Annotated in this window: 22 protein-coding genes; 13 read left to right on the forward strand and 9 right to left on the reverse strand. The window is 40.6% G+C overall.

Annotation, left to right across the window (positions count from 1 at the left end; all coding sequences use genetic code 11):
- Positions 1-214 precede the first annotated feature (214 nt).
- Positions 215-958 (forward strand): alpha/beta fold hydrolase, encoded by a 744-nt coding sequence (locus DES39_RS01920; protein WP_121144078.1) that lies wholly within the window; start codon positions 215-217, stop codon positions 956-958.
- Between the two features lie 110 nt (positions 959-1,068).
- Here the strand turns inward: DES39_RS01920 and DES39_RS01925 are convergent, their stop codons facing one another.
- Together DES39_RS01925 and DES39_RS01930 are read right to left on the reverse strand one after the other, a co-directional pair.
- Positions 1,069-1,419 carry an MGMT family protein gene (locus tag DES39_RS01925; protein WP_245959549.1) on the reverse strand — a complete coding sequence of 117 codons (351 nt, stop codon included), beginning with the start codon at positions 1,417-1,419 and terminating at the stop codon, positions 1,069-1,071.
- A 62-nt stretch (positions 1,420-1,481) separates the two neighbouring features.
- Entirely contained in the window at positions 1,482-3,521 is a 2,040-nt protein-coding gene (locus DES39_RS01930) for an OPT family oligopeptide transporter (RefSeq protein WP_121144080.1), read from the reverse strand.
- A 160-nt stretch (positions 3,522-3,681) separates the two neighbouring features.
- Between DES39_RS01930 and mazG the strand changes: the two genes are divergently transcribed.
- Together mazG and DES39_RS01940 are read left to right on the forward strand one after the other, a co-directional pair.
- The gene (mazG, locus tag DES39_RS01935; RefSeq protein ID WP_211324585.1) at positions 3,682-4,482 is read left to right on the forward strand and encodes a nucleoside triphosphate pyrophosphohydrolase; all 801 of its coding nucleotides are present in this window, start codon (positions 3,682-3,684) and stop codon (positions 4,480-4,482) included.
- Between the two features lie 14 nt (positions 4,483-4,496).
- Entirely contained in the window at positions 4,497-4,937 is a 441-nt protein-coding gene (locus tag DES39_RS01940; protein WP_121144082.1) for a hypothetical protein, read from the forward strand.
- A gap of 113 nt (positions 4,938-5,050) precedes the next feature.
- Here the strand turns inward: DES39_RS01940 and DES39_RS01945 are convergent, their stop codons facing one another.
- From DES39_RS01945 to dsbB, 3 genes are read right to left on the reverse strand one after another with little or no spacing between them, the layout of a single operon-like run.
- On the reverse strand, positions 5,051-5,650 hold the full coding sequence (locus DES39_RS01945) for an XTP/dITP diphosphatase (RefSeq protein ID WP_121144753.1): 600 nt from the start codon (positions 5,648-5,650) through the stop codon (positions 5,051-5,053).
- Positions 5,651-5,690: 40 nt separating this feature from the next.
- Entirely contained in the window at positions 5,691-6,350 is a 660-nt protein-coding gene (rluA, locus tag DES39_RS01950) for a bifunctional tRNA pseudouridine(32) synthase/23S rRNA pseudouridine(746) synthase RluA (protein WP_121144083.1), read from the reverse strand.
- Between the two features lie 60 nt (positions 6,351-6,410).
- Positions 6,411-6,944 (reverse strand): disulfide bond formation protein DsbB, encoded by a 534-nt coding sequence (gene dsbB, locus DES39_RS01955; RefSeq protein WP_121144084.1) that lies wholly within the window; start codon positions 6,942-6,944, stop codon positions 6,411-6,413.
- Between the two features lie 135 nt (positions 6,945-7,079).
- Between dsbB and rluC the strand changes: the two genes are divergently transcribed.
- Positions 7,080-8,042 (forward strand): 23S rRNA pseudouridine(955/2504/2580) synthase RluC, encoded by a 963-nt coding sequence (rluC, locus tag DES39_RS01960; RefSeq protein ID WP_121144754.1) that lies wholly within the window; start codon positions 7,080-7,082, stop codon positions 8,040-8,042.
- A 29-nt stretch (positions 8,043-8,071) separates the two neighbouring features.
- A complete protein-coding gene (locus tag DES39_RS01965; protein WP_121144085.1) occupies positions 8,072-8,722 on the forward strand; it encodes a histidine phosphatase family protein in 651 nt (216 codons plus the stop codon).
- 90 nt (positions 8,723-8,812) lie between these two features.
- Here the strand turns inward: DES39_RS01965 and DES39_RS01970 are convergent, their stop codons facing one another.
- The 4 genes from DES39_RS01970 to lipB form a co-directional block, all read right to left on the reverse strand.
- The gene (locus DES39_RS01970) at positions 8,813-9,529 is read right to left on the reverse strand and encodes a DUF554 domain-containing protein (RefSeq protein WP_121144086.1); all 717 of its coding nucleotides are present in this window, start codon (positions 9,527-9,529) and stop codon (positions 8,813-8,815) included.
- A gap of 30 nt (positions 9,530-9,559) precedes the next feature.
- Entirely contained in the window at positions 9,560-11,011 is a 1,452-nt protein-coding gene (bepA, locus tag DES39_RS01975; protein ID WP_121144087.1) for a beta-barrel assembly-enhancing protease, read from the reverse strand.
- A gap of 124 nt (positions 11,012-11,135) precedes the next feature.
- Positions 11,136-12,104 carry a lipoyl synthase gene (lipA, locus tag DES39_RS01980; RefSeq protein ID WP_121144088.1) on the reverse strand — a complete coding sequence of 323 codons (969 nt, stop codon included), beginning with the start codon at positions 12,102-12,104 and terminating at the stop codon, positions 11,136-11,138.
- Between the two features lie 22 nt (positions 12,105-12,126).
- Positions 12,127-12,744 carry a lipoyl(octanoyl) transferase LipB gene (gene lipB / locus DES39_RS01985; protein ID WP_121144089.1) on the reverse strand — a complete coding sequence of 206 codons (618 nt, stop codon included), beginning with the start codon at positions 12,742-12,744 and terminating at the stop codon, positions 12,127-12,129.
- 464 nt (positions 12,745-13,208) lie between these two features.
- On the opposite strand from lipB, the gene aceE reads away from it, so the two are divergent.
- The 8 genes from aceE to DES39_RS10905 form a co-directional block, all read left to right on the forward strand.
- Positions 13,209-15,875, forward strand: a complete 2,667-nt coding sequence (aceE, locus tag DES39_RS01990) for a pyruvate dehydrogenase (acetyl-transferring), homodimeric type (protein ID WP_121144090.1) — start codon at positions 13,209-13,211, stop codon at positions 15,873-15,875.
- Between the two features lie 12 nt (positions 15,876-15,887).
- Positions 15,888-17,486, forward strand: coding sequence for a pyruvate dehydrogenase complex dihydrolipoyllysine-residue acetyltransferase (gene aceF, locus DES39_RS01995; RefSeq protein ID WP_121144091.1), 1,599 nt, complete (start codon positions 15,888-15,890; stop codon positions 17,484-17,486).
- Between the two features lie 13 nt (positions 17,487-17,499).
- Positions 17,500-18,924 (forward strand): dihydrolipoyl dehydrogenase, encoded by a 1,425-nt coding sequence (gene lpdA / locus DES39_RS02000; protein WP_121144092.1) that lies wholly within the window; start codon positions 17,500-17,502, stop codon positions 18,922-18,924.
- 195 nt (positions 18,925-19,119) lie between these two features.
- Positions 19,120-20,022: a hypothetical protein gene (locus tag DES39_RS02005; RefSeq protein ID WP_121144093.1), complete on the forward strand. Its 903-nt coding sequence runs from the start codon at positions 19,120-19,122 to the stop codon at positions 20,020-20,022.
- A gap of 19 nt (positions 20,023-20,041) precedes the next feature.
- Complete coding sequence (locus DES39_RS02010; RefSeq protein WP_121144094.1) at positions 20,042-24,097, forward strand: toxin VasX; 4,056 nt, start codon at positions 20,042-20,044, stop codon at positions 24,095-24,097.
- A gap of 19 nt (positions 24,098-24,116) precedes the next feature.
- A complete protein-coding gene (locus DES39_RS02015; protein WP_121144095.1) occupies positions 24,117-24,782 on the forward strand; it encodes a hypothetical protein in 666 nt (221 codons plus the stop codon).
- A 38-nt stretch (positions 24,783-24,820) separates the two neighbouring features.
- Positions 24,821-25,486: a hypothetical protein gene (locus DES39_RS02020; RefSeq protein WP_121144096.1), complete on the forward strand. Its 666-nt coding sequence runs from the start codon at positions 24,821-24,823 to the stop codon at positions 25,484-25,486.
- A gap of 25 nt (positions 25,487-25,511) precedes the next feature.
- Positions 25,512-26,084 (forward strand): hypothetical protein (locus DES39_RS10905; protein WP_170143311.1); only part of this gene is annotated, 573 nt, incomplete at its 3' end.

The raw sequence follows: 26,084 nt of genomic DNA on the forward strand, positions 1-26,084 counted from the left end.
ATCAGAGTTTAGCGTTGTCATGCTAATTTTTTACTAATTTCGATCAAACAATATCACCGATGTTATCCCATCACTGTCCTATTCAGTATCTATATGTTATTGTAAATAGCATGTGACCGTGATTAGCCTAGTTTAACCCTAAACTCATCTAGTCTTGACTGACTATTCACAGTAAAATACAAACTAATTAATCTTTGCTAAATTTTATAACACAATGAAACTAAATTACAAAATTAATGGCACTGGCCAACCAATTATTTTTATTCATGGCTTATTTGGTAATTTGGATAATTTAGGGGTATTAGCACGCGAGTATGCTAATGATTATCAAATTATTCAAATTGATTTACGTAATCATGGTTTATCGCCGTGGTCGGATGAGATGAATTATCAGCTGATGGCAACCGATGTCCTTGCTCTGATTAATGAATTAGCGTTAGACCATATTATTTTAATCGGCCACTCGATGGGCGGTAAAGTGGCGATGACGTTAACGCAGTATATTGCTGACTTAATTGCTCAGGTTGTGATTTTGGATATTGCGCCAGTGAGTTACGCATCAGATTCGCACAATAAAGTTTTTCAAGCGCTTGACGCGTGCTTTAATGCTCCGGTGAGCGGACGCTCGAACATGCATAATATTATGAGCGAATATTTGCCAGAGCACACCATTCAATTTTTATTAAAATCGTATAAAGCCGATAAGTGGTTATTTAATTTTAGGGCGATTTCGCGGCATTATGCTGATATTCGCGGTTGGTCTGAAATCGCTCGTTATAATCAACCCGTGCTGTTTATTCGCGGTGGTTCATCTGATTATATTATCGACGAGTATTATAGTGATATTTTAATGCAGTTTCCGTATGCCTCAATTGAGACTGTTGTGGGCGCAGGGCATAATGTGCATATGGCAAAACCACAAGACGTCATTGCCTTAATTAATAGCTGGATAAAATAGTCACTATTATTTTGACGATGTGTGATTTAAAGTAAGCGAGTTTTGGCTCGCTTTTTTTATTGCATAATGAGTGCATCAGATTAATGATGAGGTATCAGTCCATTGTTAGGTTAAATATGCCAACCATATTTTTTTAAATCAATTTTATCATGATGATTAAACTCGATACCTTCGTCGATTAACCGTTGTTTATAACGCTGATAAGTCTCACCTTGTACGGATAAATGACCTTGTGCATTAATAACACGGTGGCAGGGAAATTGATGATCACTTGGCAAGTGGCGTAACACAAAGCAGACTTGACGAATATAGCTCGGTAGGCCTGCCATTTTGGCAATTTGGCCATAGGTGACCACTTTACCTGCGGGAATGGCCGCCAGAATGGCATAAACTTGGTCAGCAAACGTTTGGCGATCTTTAAGATGGGTCATAGTGATAAACCAAGTGGTTGATGTCGTCAATACTCTCACTTAGCGTGAGAGTATTAAGCTTTGTGTTTAAATTGGGTGGTTAAATTCCCTGCTTAAGCCCTGTTTTTAAGTGCGGATAATGCCCGACGAATGAAAGCAAAACAGATCACCACAAAAACCAATAAGCCGAGTAACTGTTGCACCAGATCAAGTTCACCACCAAACATGCTGCCTAACCATGGCGTTAAAGAGAGCGGTGAGTCGCTGCCACCTTGTGAAATACTGATCACAATCACCACCGCCATAATCACGCCAACTAGACTTTCGCCAACGATTAAGCCTGATGCAATTAAGGCCGCTTTACGGTCAACTTTGCGATAACTTTCTTTACTCTCTTCACTGCTTTTTGATTGATGCACTTTGCGGCGGATAAACCATGAAATGAGTGCACCAATAAATATCGGCGTGGTGATGACGGGTGGTAAATAAATCCCCATCCCAACGGCTAAAGCGGGCATCCGGAATTTACAGTTCATTTTAGCTAAAACTAAATCAATAATAATAATCACGGCACCTAAGGCAAGACCGATAATAATCATGGTCCACTCAAGTTGATGGGAGAAAATACCTTTAGCAATTGTGGTCATTAATGTTGCTTGTGGCGCGGCTAATACTTGCGATGGATCCATATCAGCTCTAGGCATTGCGCCAGTAAAGCCATACGCATTGTATAAAATATCTAAAACCGGCGCGATAACGACTGCCCCAACGACACAACCAATTAATAATGCCACTTGTTGACGCCATGGCGTTGCTTTAACTAAATAACCCGTTTTGAGATCTTGTAAGTTATCATTCGAAATCGTTGCAATCGCTAATACTGCACTGGTGGTAAATAGCGCAAGCGCGGTTGCAAAGTTTGAACCTTCTGCCGTTGCTAGCATACCGTTTGCTTCACCTAACCCTAATAGCAGCAATGAAATAACCGCAACTGCCACAATCCCGATGCCTGAAATTGGACTGGCGGATGAACCGACTAACCCAGCCATATAACCACATGCGGCTGCGACTAAAAAGCCCATAATAAAGGCGAATAAAACCGAACAAAATACCAATGACCAGGCAACGCCGGTTGATAATCCGCTGTTTGAAACAAATGCATAAAAGGTAATGAATAAAATCACGAGCATGGCAGCCATAATCATTAAAATTGTTTTAGGCGAAAGATCTTGCTCGGTGCGCGGCACCTTGCCGGTGTTATTGTCATTTTTTAATGAGCTGAAAGAACTTTTTAATCCTTCAATAACTGGTTTAATTAAGGTCAGTAGTGTCCACATTGCGGCAATCGCTAACGTACCGGCGCCAATAAAACGCACATCGCTAGCCCAAAGTCCCATTGCAACGCTGCCTAAAGAGGCGTTTGGATCATAATCTCTGACTGCGCTAAGAATGGGAATCGCAAATCCCCAGGCAATAATATTACCGATTAAAATGGAAATACCCGAAATAATGCCGACTAAGTAGCCCGCACTCAATAACGCAAGTGAAAACCCCATTGGGATTTGAAAAATCGATTTGCCTTGGGTAAACCAGTAAGCGGTGCCGTCAGATAGCACACGAAAACCATTGGTAAATAGGCTCACAACCGCCGCAATTGCGCCACCAAAGATAATATCTTTTAAACCGTCATTATTTGACTTAGTTTCTTCTGGATTATCACTGTCACAGCCAGCTTTTAGAATTTCTGCCGCGGCAACGCCTTCGGGATAAGGTAGGTCACTTTTTACCACCATGACATGACGAAGTGGGATTGAAAATAATACCCCTAGCATACCACCTGATGCACAGATGGACAGCGTTAGCCAAAAAGAAAAATTTTGCCAATAACCGATCATCAACAGACCGGGAATGACAAAAATAATCGATGATAAAGTCCCTGCGGCCGAAGCTTGCGTTTGCACCATGTTATTTTCGAGTATGGTTGAACCGGAAAAGAAACGCAAGATAGCCATGGAAATGACAGCCGCTGGAATAGCAGACGAAAAAGTTAAACCCACTTTTAGTCCTAAATAAACATTTGATGCCGTAAAAATAACGGTTATAAATGCCCCTAAAATGATACCCCGCAGAGTCAGTTCACGCATATTATTCATAGATTTTCTTCAATATCAATTTGTTAATAAAATCTGTATAGTATAAAAATGATAGATAAAAATACATCCACTTAACAGATATTTTAAATATGTAAAAAGAGATATATTAGTACACAGACGTTTTAATCCAAAGATATTTTTAGATAAAAGAGTAATTATTGTGCAATCGATAGAAAAACTATTTAATATTATGACTAAGCTACGTGATCCCGTCAGCGGTTGTGAATGGGATCGCGTACAAACATTTGACTCGATTAAAGGCCATACTCTGGAAGAGTGTTATGAAGTATTACATGCAATTGAGCAACGCGATTTTGTTGAGCTAAAAAACGAATTAGGTGATTTGCTCTTTCAAATTATTTTTTATGCTGAAATGGCGAAAGAGCAGCAATACTTTACCTTTGATGATATCTGTGATGGCTTAGCCCAAAAATTGACTCGTCGTCACCCGCATATTTTTGCTGAGCAGCCAACAGCTAAAGTACAGTCAGCTAATGCACAATGGGAAGTGCTTAAACAGCAAGAGCGAATAGCAAAACAGCAATTTTCTATTTTAGACGATATTCCTCTAGCGTTACCAGCACTAATGCGCGCTGAAAAAATGCAAAAACGCTGCGCATCGGTCGGATTTGATTGGCAATCGCTACCGCCAGTCATTGACAAGATAAAAGAAGAACTTGTTGAAGTGCAAGTGGAACTGAGTCAGCAGCCAATGCAACTCGATCGCGTTGAAGAAGAGATTGGTGATTTACTCTTTTCTGTGGTTAATTTAACTCGGCACATGGGCTTTAAAGCTGAGTTGACATTGCATAAAGCCAGTCAAAAATTTGAGCAACGTTTTCGGCAGATTGAGGACTATTTTGCTCAGCAACATCGCCCGCTCAATGAGGTTTCACTTGATGAAATGGAACAAGCTTGGCAAGATATCAAAAGTAATGAATCGCAAAATAATTTAGTGTAAGGACAGTTAAGATTATGGCAACAGCAAAAAATGAGTTATATGAAGAGGTTAAAGCATGGGCCGAGAATGCAATTTTTCACAGCCCGACATGGAGCATTAATCAACTCGATTACAGTGAAAAAAGTATTAGTGTGGTTGAGGTTATTCTTAGCGAAATGGCGGAAAAAAGCTTGCTATTGACCGAAGATCAAGTGACGATGCTCACCCAAGAATATGGCTGTTATCTGTTATTCACCGCTTATAAACTTTATGGTGGTGAGTTTTTTTGGCATGGTGAACAAGAACAACCGATGCTAATTGTTGGTGAGCCTGAGGCGAATATTGTGTTATTAACCTGGCATAAAGTGAAAGGCCGATTAATGGGCGATAAACTCGACAACGTGGCTTACTTTTTAGAACAATTTGGCAATGATGCGTCGGCTCCACATGCTGGCAAAAAAGTGATCTATTTGTAGCAAATATTAATCGAAAGTGAACGTGCGCCTTTGCCTGTTATCTTGGCGCACTATGCTTATCAAGCTCATCAATGATGATATTCATGCTCGGAGTTAGTCTGGTAACATTACGATTAATTAAGCGCCGTCGTTAATTTTTCCATTAACTGTTTTAATGCGATGCCCCGGTGTGATATTTGGCTTTTATGTTCACGGCTGAGTTCTGCAGCTGTGCAAGCAAGCTTTGGAATATAAAATAGCGGATCGTAACCAAAGCCGCCTTCACCATGTGCCTGCGATAAAATCATCCCGTTCCATTTGCCCAAACAGATAATTGGCGTTGGATCATTGGCATGGCGCATAAATACTAAGGCACAATAAAAATAAGCAGTGCGTTTTTCTGTTGGCACTGCTTGTAATGCAGTAAGGAGTTTTTGATTGTTTTTGTCATCAGTGGCGCCATCGCCAGCGTAACGAGCGGAATAAATACCCGGCGCACCATCTAAGGCATCAACGGCAAGTCCTGAATCATCGGCAATAGCCGGTAAGCCGGTAAGCTCAGCAGTATGGCGTGCTTTGATGATTGCATTCTCAACAAAAGTTAATCCCGTTTCATCCGCATCTGGAACGTGGTATTCGCTTTGCGCGACCACGTTAAATCCAGCGTCAGCTAATAAGCTTTGTAACTCTTTCACTTTACCTTGGTTATTGGTTGCCAGAACAATTTTTTTCATCTTAATCTGCCTTAATTTATTTGGTTTATCACGACGATTATTAGAAATCAGCATCACAGGTAAATGTCATGCTTTCTCCCGACTTGGGGTGATTAATGGTGAGCATTTGTGCATGCAATAACAAGCGATTTGCCATGGCAAACGCTGCTGGACTGGCATAGAATTTATCGCCTAAAATTGGATGCCCAATTGCCTGCATATGTACACGTAATTGATGCGAACGCCCAGTATAAGGCAGTAGCTCGACGCGAGTTGTGCCATCATCATTACGTGCTAATACGTTATAATAGGTTAACGCTTGTTTACCATTCTCGTAATCAACCATTTGCCTTGGTCTATTAGGCCAATCGCAAATCAGTGGAATATCGACTTCGCCATGATCATCGGCTAAATGTCCCCAGACTTTGGCAATATAGCGTTTTTTGGGAATGCGTTCACGAAACTGTTTTTTGATTTCACGATCAGCGAGTTTAGATAAGGCGACGACCATAATGCCGCTGGTGGCCATATCAAGGCGATGCACCGATTCAACATAGCTATACTTTTGTTGTAAACGGTGAATAATACTATCTTGAAATTCGGGTTTACTGCCCGATACGGATAGAATACCGGGTTGCTTATTGACAACCACAATATGATCATCTTGATATAAAATAGTGAGCCACGGTTCTAAAGGGGGATGGTATTCCAAAAGCATCATCAATCAACACATGAATAAAAGTGGCTCATATTCTAACAAAAAAATAATGGAAAATCGCGTTTAATTACGCCAAGTCGTACGTTTTGTCGGCGCAAAGCATTGGGCAAATAAAATGATAATGCCAACAGCAAGATAACAGCTAAAAATGATGATCATCCATTGTGACATTTCAATGGTTAAAAATGCCCATGCTTTTTCAGCACATGATCCTGTTGCATTAAAAATACTTGGCATCCATTCATTAAGTGGTAACCAAGTTGGTAAGTCAACATTTAATGTACAACTATCGGATAAAGACGGAGCAAATTGTAATCGTGCTTGCTGGAAGGCTAAATTAAAACCGGTAAAGGCTGAGTAAAGCCAGATTAATAGTGCTATAACCCTAAAAATAAGCCGTTTGGGCGCGAGCAGACCGATTACACTTGCCAAGAGAATACCCAGTAAACACATCCGTTGATAAATACACAATGTACAAGGCGCTAGGCCAAGTCCATGTTGAAAATATAATGCGGTAGCTTCGAAGGCAAGAGTTGCAAATAACAAGAGAAACCAAGATACGCGGCTTTGTGAATATTGACTAAGTAAATTAAGCATACTGTTTTATTCCTTCGTTTTCCTATATAATCTCACATTATTAGGATAATGAGTAATAATACCGTATTTACAATAAAAATACAGACTATCTTAAAATACAATCCATTATTTTATCTCAGATTAGCGAAAATATATATGACATCTCAAGAGCCCCAAAAACAGTTGCAAGTACAATTAGTCACAATATCTGTCGATAATGAGGGGCAGCGCGTTGATAATTTTTTGATTACTCAGCTAAAAGGTGTACCAAAAAGTATGATTTATCGTATTTTACGTAAAGGTGAAGTACGAATAAATAAAAAACGCGTTAAACCAGAATATAAACTTAAAATCGATGATCAAATTCGAATCCCGCCGGTTCGTGTGGCAGAAAAAACCGCCCCACAGTTATCCCCTAAGCTTGATAAAATCGCTGTATTAGAACAGGCAATTGTTTATGAAGATGACGTTATGCTAGCGATGAATAAACCATCGGGTATTGCTGTACATGGCGGAAGTGGGCTCAGTTTTGGCGTGATAGAGGGGTTAAGGGCGCTGAGGCCTGATAATCGATTTTTAGAGCTAGTTCATCGCATAGACAGAGAAACCTCTGGAATATTACTGATTGCAAAAAAACGTTCAGCATTAAATTCGTTGCATGAACAGCTGCGTTTAAAGCAGATGACTAAAAATTATTTGGCTTTAGTTAAAGGGGATTGGCCCTCTGCTTGCAAGGTAGTGCAGGCGCCGTTATTAAAAAATGTTTTAAAAAGTGGTGAGCGCATTGTACGCGTTCATCAAGATGGTAAACCGAGTGAGACGCGATTTAAAGTTGAAGAACGTTTTGGTTTTGCCACGCTAATAAAAGCAAGTCCAGTGACAGGTCGCACCCATCAAATCCGGGTACATACTCAATATACCGGACATCCGATTGCGTGTGACGATCGCTATGGCGAACAAGATTTTGATAGTGAGATAACTAAAACTGGGCTTAATCGCTTATTTTTACATGCCGCAAATGTTCAATTTACACATCCAACAACTGGGGAGACGATGCAATTACATGCCCCGTTAGATGATGTGTTACAGACATGTTTAGCGGTATTGCGTCAAAGTTAATTAGGGCTTGAATATTAAAAGGACTGGTAATGAAAAATCTGAATTTATACTTAATTAGACATGGACAAACAGAGTGGAATATTGCAGATCGTATGCAAGGTTCAAAGAACTCACCATTAACGGCACAAGGTGTTTTAGGTGCAAAAATTACAGGGCAATATTTACAAGATACCCCGTTTATTGCCGCTTATTCAAGCCCGCAGCAACGTGCTGTTGAAACGCGAGATTATATTTTGTCGGTACGTAATGACATTGTACCGGCGAAAACGAGCGATGGATTACGTGAAATGGATTTTGGGCTATGGGAAGGTAAACCAATTACTGAACTTCGTCAATTACCCGAATTTAGTGATTATATGCACAAGCCAGCGGAATTTGATTCAGCAACCAACAAGGGTGAAAATTATCTTGCAGTGTTAAACCGTATGAAAAGTAGTCTAGATGAAATTGTTAGTAAGGCGGTGCAAGATACTGGCAATATTTTAATTGTATCACACGGCACAGCACTACGCTTACTGCTGTGTGTATTAAATGGTGGTCACTGGCATGATCATCGTGATGATAGTTATTTTCCCCGAATCTTAAACACTAGTATCAGCCGAGTCAATTATCAAGGTGATGGCAAAACAGGGAATTATCGTGTTGATTATTTTAATAATATCGATCATTTGCCCAAATAAGGCTAAATAACATTACCCAGATTGTAATGCGAAGATAACAAATAAAAAGCCGGCAAAGCTGGCTTTTTATTATTTTAACTCATTGATTATTTAGGCAAAGCTTAGCCATAGCGCTGATATCGGCATGACTATCACAAGGCCAAAAAGCATATTGGCAACTGGGAATGACTTGATGCCACAAATACGAAAACCGGTTGCTAACATAATCATACCGCCACATGCGGAAAAATCAGCAAACATTGCCGGTGAAATTAATGGCTCAATTACGCTCGCTAGTAAGAATAGCGTCGCTTGAATGATAAATTGTGGAATAGCGATTAATGATACAGCATATCCTAACGTGACTGCAAAAATTGCAGAAGTAAACAAATCTAAACACGCTTTTGCAATTAATAAAGAGGGATCACCCGATATTCCTTCGGTCAATGCGCCAAAAATCCCCATACCGCTGGCGCAAAATAGTACAACTAAAGCCACATATTTTTCAATAAAGTCTTCATGCGAATCGATTAATGCTTCATTGGATTGGGGTTTATCAACGAAACGTTTTAGCTTGAGGGATAATTTTTCAATGCCTCGCTCAAGTTGAAAAATCTCACCGATCAGCGAACCGAGCAAGAGGGCCAATACCACGGACGGAATTGATTGAACTTTTACAATTAACGCAATACCAATTCCTAAAGCGGCACAACCAAACGTCATTGGCAGTGCTTCTCGTACGCGAGCAGGGATTTTTTTACCAAATAAGGCGCCCAAAACACCGCCTATCACAATGGCGCTGCCATTCATTATTGGACCAACTATCATAATATTAACTCTATTCCTCGTGATTTTTAATTATCGTTTATAAGCGGCATAACGGGTTTGTAATTGCTGAAAATCGGTAATACGTGCATCAAATCTTGCCAGCAGCAACGAGTTTCCTTGTGCTTGATTTTTGGCATTTTGTAATAAATTAATAGCTTGAGGATATTGACCTTGTAACGCAATTATTTCGGCTCTCGCTGCCATTTCTTGTGCGCGTTGTCTTTGGTTTTCGTAGGCTTGAACCAGTAAATCCCAGCCATTAATATCGTCACTATGTTCGTGAGTATAGCGATGTAAAAGACCTGTTGCCTTTTGATATTCCTGGTTTTCAATATAGCTATTGGCTAAGTTGAGTTGTAAGGCTGTATTGTTAGGATTGGCTTTTATCGCCGCTTGTAAGCGGCTGATAGCTAAGTTTTTATTATTAAGTGATAAATCAAGATCGGTCATTAGATCGACAAACCAAACATTCGTTGGATCTTGTTCTAATAATGGTTGTAGCTTGGCTTTAGCACCAGAATAATTTTGCCCTCGATAGTCGATTAACGCAGCGGTATAAGTAATCGCTATTTTAGTTTGGGGATTATCAATCTTTTGGTAATCCTTTAATAATAGTTGTACGGCATTTTTATTGTTACCAATTAACGCCACAAGACGTGCTTTAGCTAAGTAATAGTCGAGTGAGGAGGCAACGTGTTTTTTAGGGTATTGATTAGCTCGACTACGAACGTCTGATAATCGGCTATCAGGCAGGGGATGAGTTAATAACATTTCAGGCGGCTTAGACATAAAACGCGTCTCGTCAGATAATTTTTGTAAAAAGCTGGCTGAAGCTGCTGGTTCAAATCCTGATTTTGCCAAGGTTCTTAGCCCAACACGGTCTGCTTCTTGCTCATTACTCTGTGTAAAGCTGATTTGACTTTGTGCACTACCGGCTATCGTGCCTGAAATTGCGGCTATTCCTGCTTCTGGGTTTGCCAATGCAAGTAATAAAGATCCTAACGTTGCCCCCCAAATATAAGGACTGTTTTTATTACGCGCTTCCATTGCTCGCGCTAGATGGCGTTGAGTGACGTGGCCAATTTCGTGGGCCATGACTGAAGCGAGTTGATTCTCATCATCGGTATCAATGATTAATCGCGAGTGGACAACAACATTTCCCCCAAAGTAGGCAAAAGCATTAAGTACATCGCTTTGCATAATATAGAAGTGGAAAGGGGTTTGCACGGAGTCAGCATGGGCGACCAGTTTACTGCCCAGCGAATTAATGTATTCATTAAGCATTGGGTCATTGATAATTGGTGCACTACCACGCAGCATACGCGTATAATAATCCCCCATCTCAATCTCCTGGCCAATGCTCAAAGTTGCAGCCGCGGTGGTTCCAATATCAGGCAGATTGATATTATTTGCCCTAACAGGGATGGTCGCAGCCGGAAATAGCATAGAAGCAGATAAAAACAACGCAATACATTTTTTCATGATACGAAGATCTCCGTAATAAATTGCTAAGAATTGTATACTAAAATGAGTAAAATAGCGATTTACCGGATTGGCTTATCAGGGGAAAGCGGAAAGTGCATAATTATGCACTTTCCGGTTATGATTATTTAACTTCTCGACCTTGCGCTTGCAAATCAGCGTGATAAGAAGAGCGGACAAACGGACCACATGCCGCATGAGTAAAGCCCATATCTAAGGCGATCTGTTTTAACTCATCAAACTCTTGCGGTGACACATAACGTTCAACGGGTAAATGGAATTTACTTGGCTGTAGATACTGGCCAAGCGTTAACATCGTTACGCCATGTGCACGCAAATCTTTTAACACTTGAATCAATTCTTGATTGGTTTCACCAAGCCCAACCATTAAACCCGATTTTGTTGGAATGTGTGGATGACGCTCTTTGAATTTAGCCAGTAAGTTGAGTGAACCTTCATAGCTTGCACCTGGGCGAATTTTTTTATATAAACGCGGAATATTTTCCAGATTGTGGTTAAACACATCCGGTGGATTTTGAGCCAAAATTTCAACCGCTTCATCAATGCAACCCCTAAAATCAGGTGTTAAGGTTTCCACTTTGATATTCGGACTTAATGCTCTAATTTCTCGAGTGCAATCGACAAAATGGCTTGCGCCGCCATCTTTCAAGTCATCACGATCAACGGAGGTTATCACCACATAACGCAGGCGCATTTCAGCAATGGTTTTAGCGAGTTTTATTGGTTCTTGATGATCCGGCGGTAACGGTCTGCCATGTGCCACATCGCAAAATGGGCAACGACGAGTACAGATGTCACCTAAGATCATAAATGTTGCTGTGCCATGATTAAAACATTCGGCAAGGTTAGGGCAAGATGCTTCTTCGCAAACGGAATGTAAGCCATGCTTACGCATCGTATTTTTAATATGGGCAATATTTTCAGACTGAGCCGGTAGCTTGATTTTCATCCAGTCTGGTTTTTTGAGTAATTCAACATCGTCAACGGTTATTGAGGGAATCAGACGAGTTTTATCAGCATCGCGATACTTTGAACTTCTTATGTTAGGGATATCAGCATTTGGATTGGTCATATTAATGTACACTATGTCTATTTTAGGGAGTGAGTGGAAGCTGCGCAATAAAGTACTGAGCCAATAATTGGCGAACTTCATTATGATTGATGTTTTCTACATAATCGTTTAATCGGGTCATTTGTAAACCTTGGTAGCCACAGGGATTAATATAATTAAATGGCGTTAAATCAAGATCAACATTTAAAGCAAGTCCGTGTAACGTGCAGCCATGATTGATATGTAAGCCTAATGAACAGATCTTTTTTCCGTTAACATACACACCTGGTGCATTAGCTTGCGTTGCCGCTAGCACTTGATAATCGGCTAAGGTGCGTATGACACTATTTTCTAAAAATGTGACGGTATCGCGGATGCCAATTTTCAAACGCTTGAGATCCAACAAGATATACATAATTTGTTGACCGGGTGCATGATAAGTTATTTGACCTCCACGATCGGTTTGAATAACCGGAATGGTGGTCTGTTGTAGTAGATGTTCGGCTTTACCGACCTTACCTTGAGTATAAACAGCTGGATGCTCAACTAGCCAGATTTCATCAGCAGTACTTTGGTGGCGAGATTGGGTAAATTGGTGCATCATGTCATAAGTATACAAATAATCTTGTAGACCTAAATTTTTGACAATTGGTTTATCCATATTTTAACAACCGATTTATCCTTAGTGGTTCAGGCTATATTTACTCAAATCAACACGTTGTAGTGAAGTCAGACGACATCTTATTCAAAATATCATTTTATATTAGTGATATAAAGTCTAAATTTATGTTTGTTATTTGGTTTATATATCGATAAACAAACGCTCGAGCGAATATAACAAATGCAATACTTATTGACAATACATGATAGATCGATATATAACATAGCGGATTTCCATGCGATATTTCAATTCTTAAAAATTCAATTTTATCATAGTAATAAAAATATCTGATTCATATATATTGGAATAGTTGATTAGTTTGATAGGAATTAACATTCTTATCTTCAGTAGGTTTATCTTTACCTTTTCTAAGGTAAGTGGCAGACTTACAGCCATATAAAATACGTAATGCAGAACAATAAGAAAAATCTGCATTTTTTATAACAAAACACAGAGGTTTAAATATGTCTGACATGCAAATGAATGATATTGATCCCATTGAGACTCAAGACTGGCTTAAGAGTATTGAATCAGTCATTCGAGAAGAAGGTACAGAGCGAGCTCAATACATTATTGAACAAATTGTGAAACAAGCTCGTCAAGGCGGTGTTCCATTATTATTCGGTTCTTCAACAAGTAACTATATTAATACGATTCCGGTTGAAGACGAACCTGCTTATCCTGGTGATTGGGAACTTGAACGACGAATTCGTTCTATTGTTCGTTGGAATGCGATGATGATGGTGCTACGTGCATCTAAAAAAGATTTGGATTTGGGTGGCCACATGGCGTCATTCCAATCAGCTGCAACATTCTATGAAGTCTGCTTTAACCACTTTTTCAGAGCTCGCAATGAAAAAGATGGTGGTGATTTAGTTTATTTCCAAGGTCATATCTCTCCGGGTGTTTATTCTCGTGCATTTGTTGAAGGTCGTTTAACCGAAGAACAATTAGATAATTTCAGACAAGAAGTTCATGGTAAAGGCTTACCATCTTATCCGCATCCTAAATTAATGCCTGAATTTTGGCAGTTCCCAACGGTATCGATGGGACTTGGTCCAATCAGTGCAATTTATCAAGCTCGCTTCTTAAAATATCTAAACCATCGTGGGCTTAAAGATACCACTGAACAACGCGTTTATGCTTTCTTAGGTGACGGTGAGATGGATGAACCAGAATCTAAAGGTGCAATCACTGTTGCAACACGTGAAAAACTTGATAACTTAACGTTTGTTATTAACTGTAACTTACAACGTCTTGATGGTCCAGTAACGGGTAATGGTAAAATTATCAATGAACTTGAAGGTATTTTTGCTGGTGCAGGTTGGAATGTGGTCAAAGTTATTTGGGGTGATCGTTGGGATAAACTTTTACAGAAAGATAAATCGGGTAAATTAATTCGCCTAATGAACGAAACGCTTGATGGTGATTACCAAACATTTAAATCAAAAGATGGTGCTTACATCCGTGCTAACTTCTTTGGTAAATACCCAGAAACGGCTGAACTCGTTAAAGACATGTCTGATGACGAGATTTTCCGTTTAAACCGTGGTGGTCAAGATCCAGCGAAAATGTTTGCTGCTTTCCAACGCGCTAAAGACACCAAAGGCCGTCCAACAGTTATCCTTGCACATACTATCAAAGGTTATGGTATGGGTGATGCTGCTGAAGGTAAAAACATTGCTCACCAAGTGAAGAAAATGAATATGGACGGTGTACGTCACGTTCGTGATTTCTTCAACATCCCAGTAACAGATGAAGCAATTGAAAAACTACCATACATTAAATTTGAAGAACATACACCAGAATATAAATATATTCATGAACGTCGTCAGGCGTTAAAAGGTTATGTACCGTCACGTTTACCACATTTTACGGGCTCAGTCTCTATCCCAGCATTAAGTGAGTTTAGTTCACTACTTGAAGCACAAAACAAAGAAATTTCAACCACAATTGCTTTTGTTCGCGCGCTTAACATTATGCTAAAAGATAAAGATCTTGCGCCACGTTTAGTGCCAATCTTAGCTGACGAAGCTCGTACATTTGGTATGGAAGGTCTATTCCGTCAAATCGGTATTTATAACCCACACGGTCAACAGTATACACCACAAGATAGAGAACAAGTGGCTTACTACCGTGAAGACGAAAAGGGTCAAATTTTACAAGAAGGTATCAATGAAATGGGCGCGGGCGCTTCATGGCTTGCTGCTGCAACGTCATATAGCACAAATGACTGCCCAATGATTCCTTTCTATATCTACTACTCTATGTTTGGTTTCCAACGTATTGGCGACTTATTATGGGCTGCAGGCGATCAACAAGCGCGTGGTTTCTTAATCGGTGGTACATCGGGTCGAACAACTCTTAATGGTGAAGGTTTACAACACGAAGATGGTCACAGCCATATTCAAGCACTGACGATTCCTAACTGTATCTCTTACGATCCCGCTTATGCTTATGAAGTTGCTGTCATTATGCAAGACGGTTTACGTCGTATGTATGGCGACCAAGAAAATGTTTACTACTACATCACAACCTTAAATGAAAACTACGAACAACCCGCTATGCCGAAAGACGCAGAAGAGGGTATTCGTCGTGGTATTTATAAACTTGATACCGTTTCTGCAAAAGGTGGTAAATTATCGGTTCAGTTACTGGGTTCTGGCTCAATTTTACGCCACGTACGTGAAGCGGCGACCATTTTAGCTAACGAATACGGCATTAGCTCTGATGTTTATAGCGTAACATCATTCACTGAACTTGCTCGTGAAGGTCAAGACTGTGAACGTCACAATATGCTACACCCAACAGAAAAAGCAAAAGTCCCTTATATTGCACAAGTGATGAACAAAGCACCAGCAATCGTTTCAACCGATTACATGAAACTGTTTGCAGAGCAAGTACGTGCTTATGTTCCAGCTGAGTCATATAAAGTGTTAGGTACCGATGGATTTGGTCGTAGTGATAGCCGTGCGAATTTACGTGATCACTTTGAAGTTGATGCACGTTATGTTGTCGTTGCGGCATTAAGTGAATTAGCAGCACGTGGTGATATCGAGAAATCAGTTGTTGAAGCAGCAATTAAGAAACTTGATATTGACGCTAACAAAGCTAACCCACGTATTGCATAAGAGGTGATAACAATGAGTATTGAAATTAAATTACCTGATATTGGTGGTGATGAAGTTGAAGTCACTGAGATTCTTGTCAATGTCGGTGATAAAGTTGAAGTTGATCAGTCAATTATGACTGTCGAAGGCGATAAAGCTTCAATGGAAATTCCTGCGCCACAAGCTGGGGTGGTTAAATCAATCACGGTTAAAGTGGGCGATAAAGTCACAACTGGTGTTGCTGTGATGGTATTTGACGGAGAAGGTGCTGTTGCAGCACCTGCCGCTGAAGCGCCAAAAGCGGCGGCTCCTGCTCCAGCTGCTGCAAGCACTGGTGCAAGTCAAGTTGTGGATGTTAATGTACCAGACATCGGTGGCGATGAAGTTGAAGTGACTGAAATCTTAGTCAAAGTGGGTGATACGGTTGCCCTTGATGACTCTTTAATCACGGTTGAAGGTGATAAAGCGTCGATGGAAGTCCCTGCATCAGTTGCCGGTAAAGTGAAAGCCATTATCGTTAATGTTGGCGATAAAGTGAAAACGGGCTCTAAAATTATGGAGTTTGAAACAGCAAGTAGCGCTGCTGCGCCTTCTGCTCCTGCTCCTGCTCCAGTTGCTGCGGCCGCAGCTCCCGCTCCTACTGCACAAAAAGCTGCTGCTCCATCGCCTGCTGCTGCACCTGCAAGCGCTGCAAATGGTTTTGTTGAAAACGGTGCTTATGCTCATGCAACGCCATCAGTGCGCCGCTTAGCGCGTGAATTTGGTGTTAATTTAGAGAAAGTTGCTGCGACGGGTCCTAAAAAACGTATTTTACGTGAAGATATCCAAACTTACGTTAAAAATGCGGTTAAACAAGTTGAAACTGGTACTGCCGGTGGCGGTGCGTTACCTGGTTTACTTCCTTGGCCAAAAGTTGATTTCAGCAAATTTGGTGCAATTGAAGAGTTACCATTAACGAAAATTCAGAAAGTATCGGGTGCTAACTTACACCGTAACTGGGTAATGATTCCTCATGTTACTGAGTTTGATGAAGCGGATATTTCTGATCTTGAAGCATTCCGTAAACAACAAAACACTGAAGCTGAAAAACGTAAACAAGATCTCAAAATTACGCCATTAGTGTTTATCATGAAAGCGGTAGCAAGCGCATTAGAAGCTTACCCACGCTTTAACAGCTCATTATCTGAAGACGTACAAACGTTGATTGTTAAAAAATACATCAACATCGGTGTGGCGGTTGATACTCCAAACGGCTTAGTTGTTCCGGTCTTTAAAGATGTGAACAAAAAAGGCATTGTTGAGTTATCAAACGAACTTGCTGCTATCTCTAAGAAAGCGCGTGATGGTAAATTAACTGGCGCAGATATGCAAGGCGGCTGCTTTACTATTTCAAGCTTAGGCGGTATTGGTACGACCTCATTTACGCCAATTGTCAATGCGCCAGAAGTGGGCATTTTAGGTGTATCGCGTTCTGCAATGAAACCTGTTTGGAACGGTAAAGAGTTTACACCACGCTTAATGTTACCATTATCATTATCATTTGATCACCGCGTGATCGATGGTGCTGATGGGGCAAGATTTTTAAGCCACATCGTTAAAGTATTATCCGACTTACGTCGTTTAGTGATGTAATAGGAGAGCGAAAATGAGCAAAGAAATTAAAACTCAAGTGGTTGTATTAGGTGCAGGACCTGCTGGTTATTCAGCAGCGTTCCGCGCTGCAGATTTAGGTCTTGATGTAACGCTAGTTGAGCGTTACTCAACCCTAGGTGGTGTGTGTTTAAACGTGGGATGTATCCCATCTAAAGCACTACTACATGTTGCTAAAGTTATCGATGAAGCCAAATCATTAACCGCGCACGGTATTGAATTTGGTACGCCAAAATTAGACCTAGACAAAGTTCGTGGCTGGAAAGAGAAAGTTATCGGTCAATTAACCGGCGGTTTAGGCGGTATGGCTAAAATGCGTAAAGTCACTGTCGTACAAGGTGAAGCAAAATTTAGCGGTAGCCATTCACTATTAGTCAATACTGCTGAAGGCGAAACCATTGTTAATTTTGACAATGCGATTATTGCGGCAGGTTCACGGCCAATTCAATTACCTTTTATTCCGCATGAAGATCCGCGTATTTGGGATTCCACAGATGCGTTAGCATTAACCACGATTCCTAAGCGCCTATTATTAATGGGTGGGGGTATTATCGGCCTTGAAATGGGAACGGTTTATCACGCGTTAGGCTCAGAAGTTGATGTGGTTGAAATGCTTGACCAAGTTATTCCAGCGGCCGATAAAGACATCATTAAAGTCTTTACTAAACAAATTGAGAAAAAATTCACCTTAATGCTTGAGACCAAAGTAACCAAAGTTGAAGCAAAAAATGATGCAATTTATGTCTCAATGGAGAAAAAAGACGGCACAGTTGAAACACGCCCTTATGATGCAGTATTAGTGGCGATTGGTCGTACACCAAACGGTAAACTCATCGATGCTGAAAAAGCTGGCGTTAATGTGACTGACCGTGGCTTTATTGAAGTTGATAAACAAATGCGTACCAATGTACCGCATATCTATGCGATTGGTGATATTGTTGGTCAACCAATGCTTGCTCATAAAGGTGTGCATGAAGGTCATGTGGCAGCTGAAGTGATTGCGGGTAAAAATCACTTCTTTGATCCAAAAACCATTCCTTCTATTGCCTATACTGAGCCAGAAGTTGCCTGGGTTGGTTTAACCGAAAAAGAAGCAAAAGCAAAAGGAATCAGCTACGAAGTAGCGATTTTCCCTTGGGCGGCATCAGGTCGTGCGATTGCCTCTGATTGCTCTGAAGGGATGACTAAATTGATTTTTGACAAAACAGACAACCGTTTACTTGGTGGCGCTGTTGTGGGTGTTAATGGTGGTGAATTGCTAGGTGAAATCGGCTTAGCGGTTGAAATGAACTGTGATGCTGAAGATATGGCATTAACGATTCATGCTCACCCAACACTTTACGAATCAATCGGTCTTGCTGCTGAAGTATTTGAAGGATCAATTACTGATTTACCAAATGCCAAAGCGAAAAAGAAATAGGTCATTTATCTTATTGACCAAGAAAAAGCCGACATCATGTCGGCTTTTTTATTGCTAATTATTGTGTTTATTATCGCTTGCCATATCGTATTACGCGCTTGTTTCTTAATATTTTTATAAAAAGAATTTTTTACTTAAAATCTAGCGTAAAATATGCTATTTTATCAAGAGTGATAATCAACAATGATAAAAATAATGACTTCTGAATTAAGCTTTTTATATCAGCAACTTAATCATCAAGACAATGCTCACTATTATCGCTATTTGTTACTCGATATGCTCGGTGAGGTGAATGAGTTAAGTGTGCTTTATTTAGCAACGTTAAAAGAAACATTTGCTAAAGAGAATATTACAGTTGTTCCTCGTCCAGAGCTTCGTCATGATTTGAACGCTTGCCCCCACTTGATTTGCTTGGCTACGCCCGGTCAAATGGTTGATTTTGAGTATGTACAAAATAGCTTTCTTGAAGCCAAACAAGAAGTGCTATTTAACAAGCGTTATATTTGCGGATGGCTCATTAGTGAACATCCACCGCAGTTAATGGCAGAGTTAATATTACAAGCAGGGATTAATTTAGGCACGTTAATTAATCAGCGTTTTGTGCCGTTTTATGAACCGTTTAAATTACAACTGTTGCAAGAGGGTAATCATATCTGTCCGGATTGGATTGAACGCTATTTAGCCTTTACTAAGCGCTATTTCTATCTTGATGTAACCGTCAATTTAGTCGATATCTCGACCAAGCGCAAGCCATCTGGCGATGTGCTGATGGTTTTGGCTGATCAAGCCACCTTTAATCTTAGTGAAAGTCATAATCTATTTTACCTTTATGCTGAATATGTCGAGATATTAGCGGATGAAGGGCAATACCCTGATAAATATACCCTCAGCCAACTCAGTGAGTATTATCACATAGCCAGCACATTATTAACGGCAATGAGTGATCGTTATTTATTGACAATTTATTGCATGCGTTATGGTGATTTATCTAAAAACCCCGCAGTACTCGCGCTGCTAAATCGGGATGATAAGTCAGCGATTAACGATTTTGCGCAGGCACTCATTGAGCTTGATGAGCGTCAACTAATCATAAAATAAATAATAAAGGATAGGGATAATGGCAAAGTTAACGGCACAAGAACAAAAACAGATTGAAGCTTGCCGCTTAGAAAATGCATCCACCATGGCTAACAATGGATGTGGCGTATGTGAACGAAAAGGGTTCCCACTGTTATTAGTTCGCAAATCCGTCGTACCCAAGCAAGAAACATGGCCAGAAGCCAATGCCGCGCATAAGTATACGCGATCATTTAGTGATATTAATTGGGCTAAAAATATGCTCAAACTCACTGGGCGTGAACCACAAGAAGCGATGGAGACGAATGAGTTTGCATTTCGTTTATTACGCAGTGGTTATGTGTATGTTTTTTTGCGCACACGTGGCGTTTCAGATAAAGCCAAAAGAACCGTTGTTGGCTACGAAATAACGCCTTCCGGGTGTTTTCGGCATAAACGGGTTGAGCAGTTGCTTGGCATAAAAAATCATCAAGTGAAAGAGATTCCGCCAAGCTGCACTCAGTCTAACCACCATATTCCTGCTAAGTTTATTACGCTAAATAATACGCGTTATAGTGATGCCTGGATTGCCTATAGCCCCCATCCATGGGATCGGCAAACGTTAGAGCATTATCGCATGTTACCTGAACAAGACATGGCACGTTTTACTCATGTGATATTGCCGGAAAATAATGTCGCAGCAACCGCATTAACTGATGGCCGCAGCTTTTCAGCACTAGATTTTTTCAATGAGACTCGTTATCTAATGGAGCTACAGTGCGATGAACAAGATCGCATTGAATATTATTATGATAAAGAGAGCCGTAAACCCACCGATGATACACAAAAACCACTCCCTGAGTTTGAGCACGGCACTTTTTACACCGCTAGCCCGTTTTATAGTCTTAAACGCGATCAACATGCTTTTTGGCAAGCGATACAACGGTTTCGCCGTATTGATGTTCCGGCGGTATTAGTGGAAGATTGTTTAGGCATCGCCGAAGAACTGGCGGTTCAAAAGCGCGTTGCTATCCGCCCGCATGTTAAAAATATTTTAGAAGCTGAAGAAACCCAGCTCACCGCAAGTGGTAAACAGTTTCAATCACAAATCGGCCAGTTTTTATCAACTAAATTGCTGTTAGCTGAACAAAAAAATCAGTTAAAGCAAGATAATTTTATGTTGCATGCCATGATGTATGATTACAAAGATGGCAATGCTAAGCAAAAAAATGGCCAAACCACCAATCAAAAAATGATTGATGATGCAAGGCAGCAGCTCGCTAAAAAGAGTGCACAGTCGCCTAGCCCGTTTGATTATTACCGTAAAGAGATGATCTATAAACGGCGTTTCTTAACCAATATCGAAAACTATGAACAAGGTTTGATTGAAAAAGATCAAGAAGCGGCTCCCGCAGATAAATATGTGGCTTTTTTTTATCAAAGTAAGGCTAGCGATAACCCGGTGCTATGCCTAGCACAATTCAGTTATGAGACAAAGTTAAACTACCTTGACAATAACATGGTTGAAATTGGTAAAGAGGGGGACTTATATGATCAAACGAAATCGTATCAGCCAATGCCCTTAACCGATGACGAAGCGCAAAGTTTATTAAGCCAGTTCAATCGAAGCTACGCCCAAAGCCAGTCGCTTTATGATATGGACTTAACCAAAAAAGATATTACAGAAGGGGCTGCCAAGCAGGTTAAATTATATGTTTACACGCCAAATAAACCGACCAGTAAACTGGATGAATATCGTTCGCTGCTTAATCAACCTTTACTCGACGTGTTTAAACAAGAAGTACAATTGAGTTATTCGTGGCTAATTGCCGATATTAATTTACTGATGCAAGACTATTTTTATTACGTGACGTGGTTAATTGGTAATCAGGATAAGTGCTCCAAATTTTCGCCTAAACTTGCTCAGTACAATCAGGTAAACTTTTGGCAGCAAGAGGTGCAAGCCGACAGCTCAAATGCCCATGTGGGTTATCTTTATGATGCGATTGCCATTTTTAAGCCTGAGCATTTAGGATCGATTAAGCTTGAATATCAGTTTGGTATTTGGGATAACTTATTGCGTGATGAAAATACGCTGTATGTGCATTTACTCAAAGGTCAACGCAGTGATAATCATCGGCAAGGTTTATGGCAAACACTGCTTGCACTGCGTGATAAGCCCGAAAATCAAGGCAAAACCAGTGATGAACTGATTACTTTGCTATATCAGCAGCAAAACCAAACCGTAGCGGATAAACAGCGCCATAATCCGTCTGCTAAATCGATTGATGAAATAGATACTGAAGTGCTTGATAAGCTAAACGATCTTTTAGAGCTTGATTTACCTAAAGATCCTAATCAAGCGAAATTAGTCAGTGGTTTGTTTGATGTGCTCTTTGAGCAGGGTTACGCTGCGATTGCCAATATGCCACGCGGTGAAGTGATTAATCGGGTATTAACCCAGGGATTATTAGCTGAATCAAGCAATGTCTTGTTTGGGGTTAAAATGCGCACTTATTCGTTTAATGTGCCGGCGCGTGATTTGCGTTATACCTTAAATCGTTTGCAAACGTTAAACCCGGCGATTAATAAAAGTGCCCAATATGTGGCCACTACCGCTCAAGGTAAAAGCATTACCTTAACGCGCAGTGAAAAAGGCTGGCAAGTGCCAAAAGCTTACTGGAAAACACTGGTCACTATTGACGTGGTGGTCGCCGCGGGCTCCCTTGATGAACTCGATGACATCCAAAAGCAATTTAAACAGAGTAAAACCTTAAACCAATTTGTTAAAAGCAATCCTTATGTATTGCATGTTGATAGTGGATTAACGCGCGCTGATATTGATAAGGCATTTCGCTTTAAACAGCGGCAAATCGCCGTTGAAGAGGGTAAAACCGCGCTGTTTAGTGGGTTATTATTAGCGTTAAATATCTATAATTTAAGCAGTAAATATGGTGCATACGATTTAACCATTGGTCAGGATGTGCGCGATAAAATGCGCGCCGAGATGAGCCGGGCGGTAGTGGATTGCTTGCTACTGTTGCCGCCGATTTTTGATTCGGGGTTAAAAAATGGCGCGGCACTATTTCGTATTTTACGTACTAACACCATAGAAAGTCAGGCACTCGCTCGTTCTAGTAGTTTGCTGGGCGTGGGCAATAAAGTGGCTGGCGGGATTGGTGCCATTTTTGTGATCTATGATGGTGCCAGCAGCTGCGTATCGGGTTATCAGCGTTATCAGCGTGGCGAGGCAACGGCGTCAGCTTATTTAGTGGGCAGCTTGTGCCAAATTAGCTCAGGGTTACTTGGGGTGATTGGTTTATTTTGTTTAAATCCGCTTATTGGCTTAGCGGCATTTGTATTTGGTGTTGTTGCATTTATCTTATTGACCTGGTTTAAAGATCAGTCGGACGACTGGACCTTGATGCAAATTTGGTTTAACCGCTGCTATTTTGGTTTGTGGTCACATAAAGCCAGCGGCAAAGGCGAACCCTACCCACTTACTGACGTTGGTGCCTATATTGCCTGCAATGATTATTTGGTGGCATTATTAAATTGCCAAGTACAAATGGCAATTGAGGATAGTGCTGCATCTTATCCTAACTTGGAATCGGGTATGGTGCCGGCTGGCTTTTTACCGAGTTTACAGCGCAAAGTGCAATTAAATATGTTGTTAGCTGATTTTGACCCCAATAAAAGTGACTATCAGGGGCGGATTGTGATTCGCTCTAAATTATTCCCAGATGAGTTTGTGGTACTAAGTTTGTCATTTAATGAAAAATATATTGATGTCGTTCAGAAACAGTCGACATTGTCAAATTGGCAGCAACGCTCGATGCTTAATGTCAAACTAGATGCTCAGAACAAGGAACGGTCATGGCTGTTGGATGAAAATGGAGAGCGGGTTGATGGCTCTCCATTTCTGATTATGACTAACCCGAATAACGGTATAACCGATAACTCAAGTCACCCTATCCTTTTTTTAGATTCATCGCAAATTATTGGCTGGATTAAGGATGATGATGCCAATCAATCTTTTACGCTTGAAGTGGTTGTACACTATTATCGCGATAAGTCTAACAATAGTGTACCGTTGGTACTGTGCTATGAATATTAACAACTGATAAGGGCTAAGCATGTTTAAACTAAATTCGGTGATCTGGCTGTTGGTTATCCTGCTACTAACCGGCTGTGAAGATGGCAAAATCAAAACTATCTTGCAAACCGGGTTGGATAAACTTAACCCAACCGGCAAAACCGGTATCTGCTTTACGGTCGGGGATATCACTTATCCTTATACCTCAGTAGATGTTACTGGTGAATTAAACGAGTCTGGTTATAATCGATTTATCGATAGAAATAATACTTTAAATAAACGGCTATCTACCTTTGCCAAATTGGGCTTATTAACGGAGCAGCCAGTGATCGGTGAGGATGGTAAACCAAGCGGTTTTTACGATTACGATCTCACTGAGTTAGGTAAAGCGTATCGCTACTATTCAACTAGGTCACAGGTATTTTGTTTTGGCCGGGTGGTGGTGGATAGCATAACCAGTAAAGAAGAAGGCTTGACGTCATTAAATAAAATATTGGTTAATGTGGGGTATAAACGGCATGTGGAAGGCGAGATCCCCACGTGGGCCACCTCGCCATTATTAAATGATGTCAGCGTGGCAAGGCTGTCAAAAAATGGCGAGCCAATTGACTGGAGTGAAGGCTATTATTCACAATCGTTTTTTCGGCAAAAGGATAAATCATTAACGCCTTGGCCAAGAGTCGTCGAGAATTTTTATGGGCGGTAATGGTGGCCATTAACAGCTAGTGCTAATAAGGAATAAGTATGTTTAAACTTAATCATCGTATCTGGCTGCTGGCTATCTTGTTACTAACCGGCTGTGAAGATGGCAAAATCAAAACCATTTTGCAAACTGGATTGGATAAACAGGATCAAACAGGGAAAACCGGCATCTGCTTTACCGTAGGGGATATTACTTATCCTTATACCTCAATAGCGGTGACTGGCGAATTAGACGAGTCTGGTTATAATCGATTTATCGATAGAAATAATACTTTAAATAAACGGCTATCTACCTTTGCCCAACTGGGCTTATTAACGGAGCAGCCAGTGATTAGTGAGGATGGCAAGCCAAGCGGTTTTTATCATTATGATATCACTGAGTTAGGTAAAGCTTATCGCTATTATACAGGTAAACAGCAACTATTTTGTTTTGGTCGGGTGGTAGTGGATAGCATCAAAAGTAAGCAAGAAATTGTGACATATTTTGATGAAATACAAGTGCAAGTGGTGTATAACCGACATGTGGAAGGCGAGATCCCTGTCTGGGCAACGTCACCATTATTAAATGATGCTGGCTATAGAGTACCGTCAAAAAAGGGTGAAGCGATTGACTGGAACGAAGGCTTTTTTATGCAATTCTTTTTTCGGCAGAAAGATAACTCATTAAAGCCTTGGCCGTTCATTATTCCAAATACTTATGGTAATTAATGGTTATCGCTAATCGAGACTAAGCATGTTTAAACTTAATCATAGTATCTGGCTGCTGGCTATCCTGCTACTAACCGGCTGTGAAGATGGCAAAATCAAAACTATATTGCAAACGGGATTAGATCAGCAAAATCCAACCGGTAAAACCGGTATCTGCTTTACCGTGGGGGATATTACTTATCCTTATACTTCCATAGCGGTAACCGGTGAATTAGACGAGTTTGGTTATAACCGTCAGGTTTCAAAAAATAATATCTTAAATAGCAATTTAAAATCATTTGCGCAGTTAGGGTTATTAAGTGAACAACCGATTATGGCGCAGGATGGCAAGCCAAGCGGTTTTTACTATTATGATATCACTGAGTTAGGTAAAGCGTATCGCTATTATTCTGCTGAGTCACAGGTGTTTTGTTTTGGCCGGGTGGTGGTGGATAGTATCAAAAGCAAGGAAGAAGGCCTGACCTCATTAAATAAAACATTGGTTAATGTTGTCTATAAACGGCATGTGGAAGGCGAGATCCCGGTCTGGGCGACTTCACCGTTATTAAATGATGTGGCTTCAATACAGCTATCAAAAAACGGGGAGCCAATTGACTGG

Source organism: Orbus hercynius, from assembly GCF_003634275.1.
In the GTDB taxonomy this organism is placed as follows: Bacteria; Pseudomonadota; Gammaproteobacteria; order Enterobacterales; family Orbaceae; genus Orbus; species Orbus hercynius.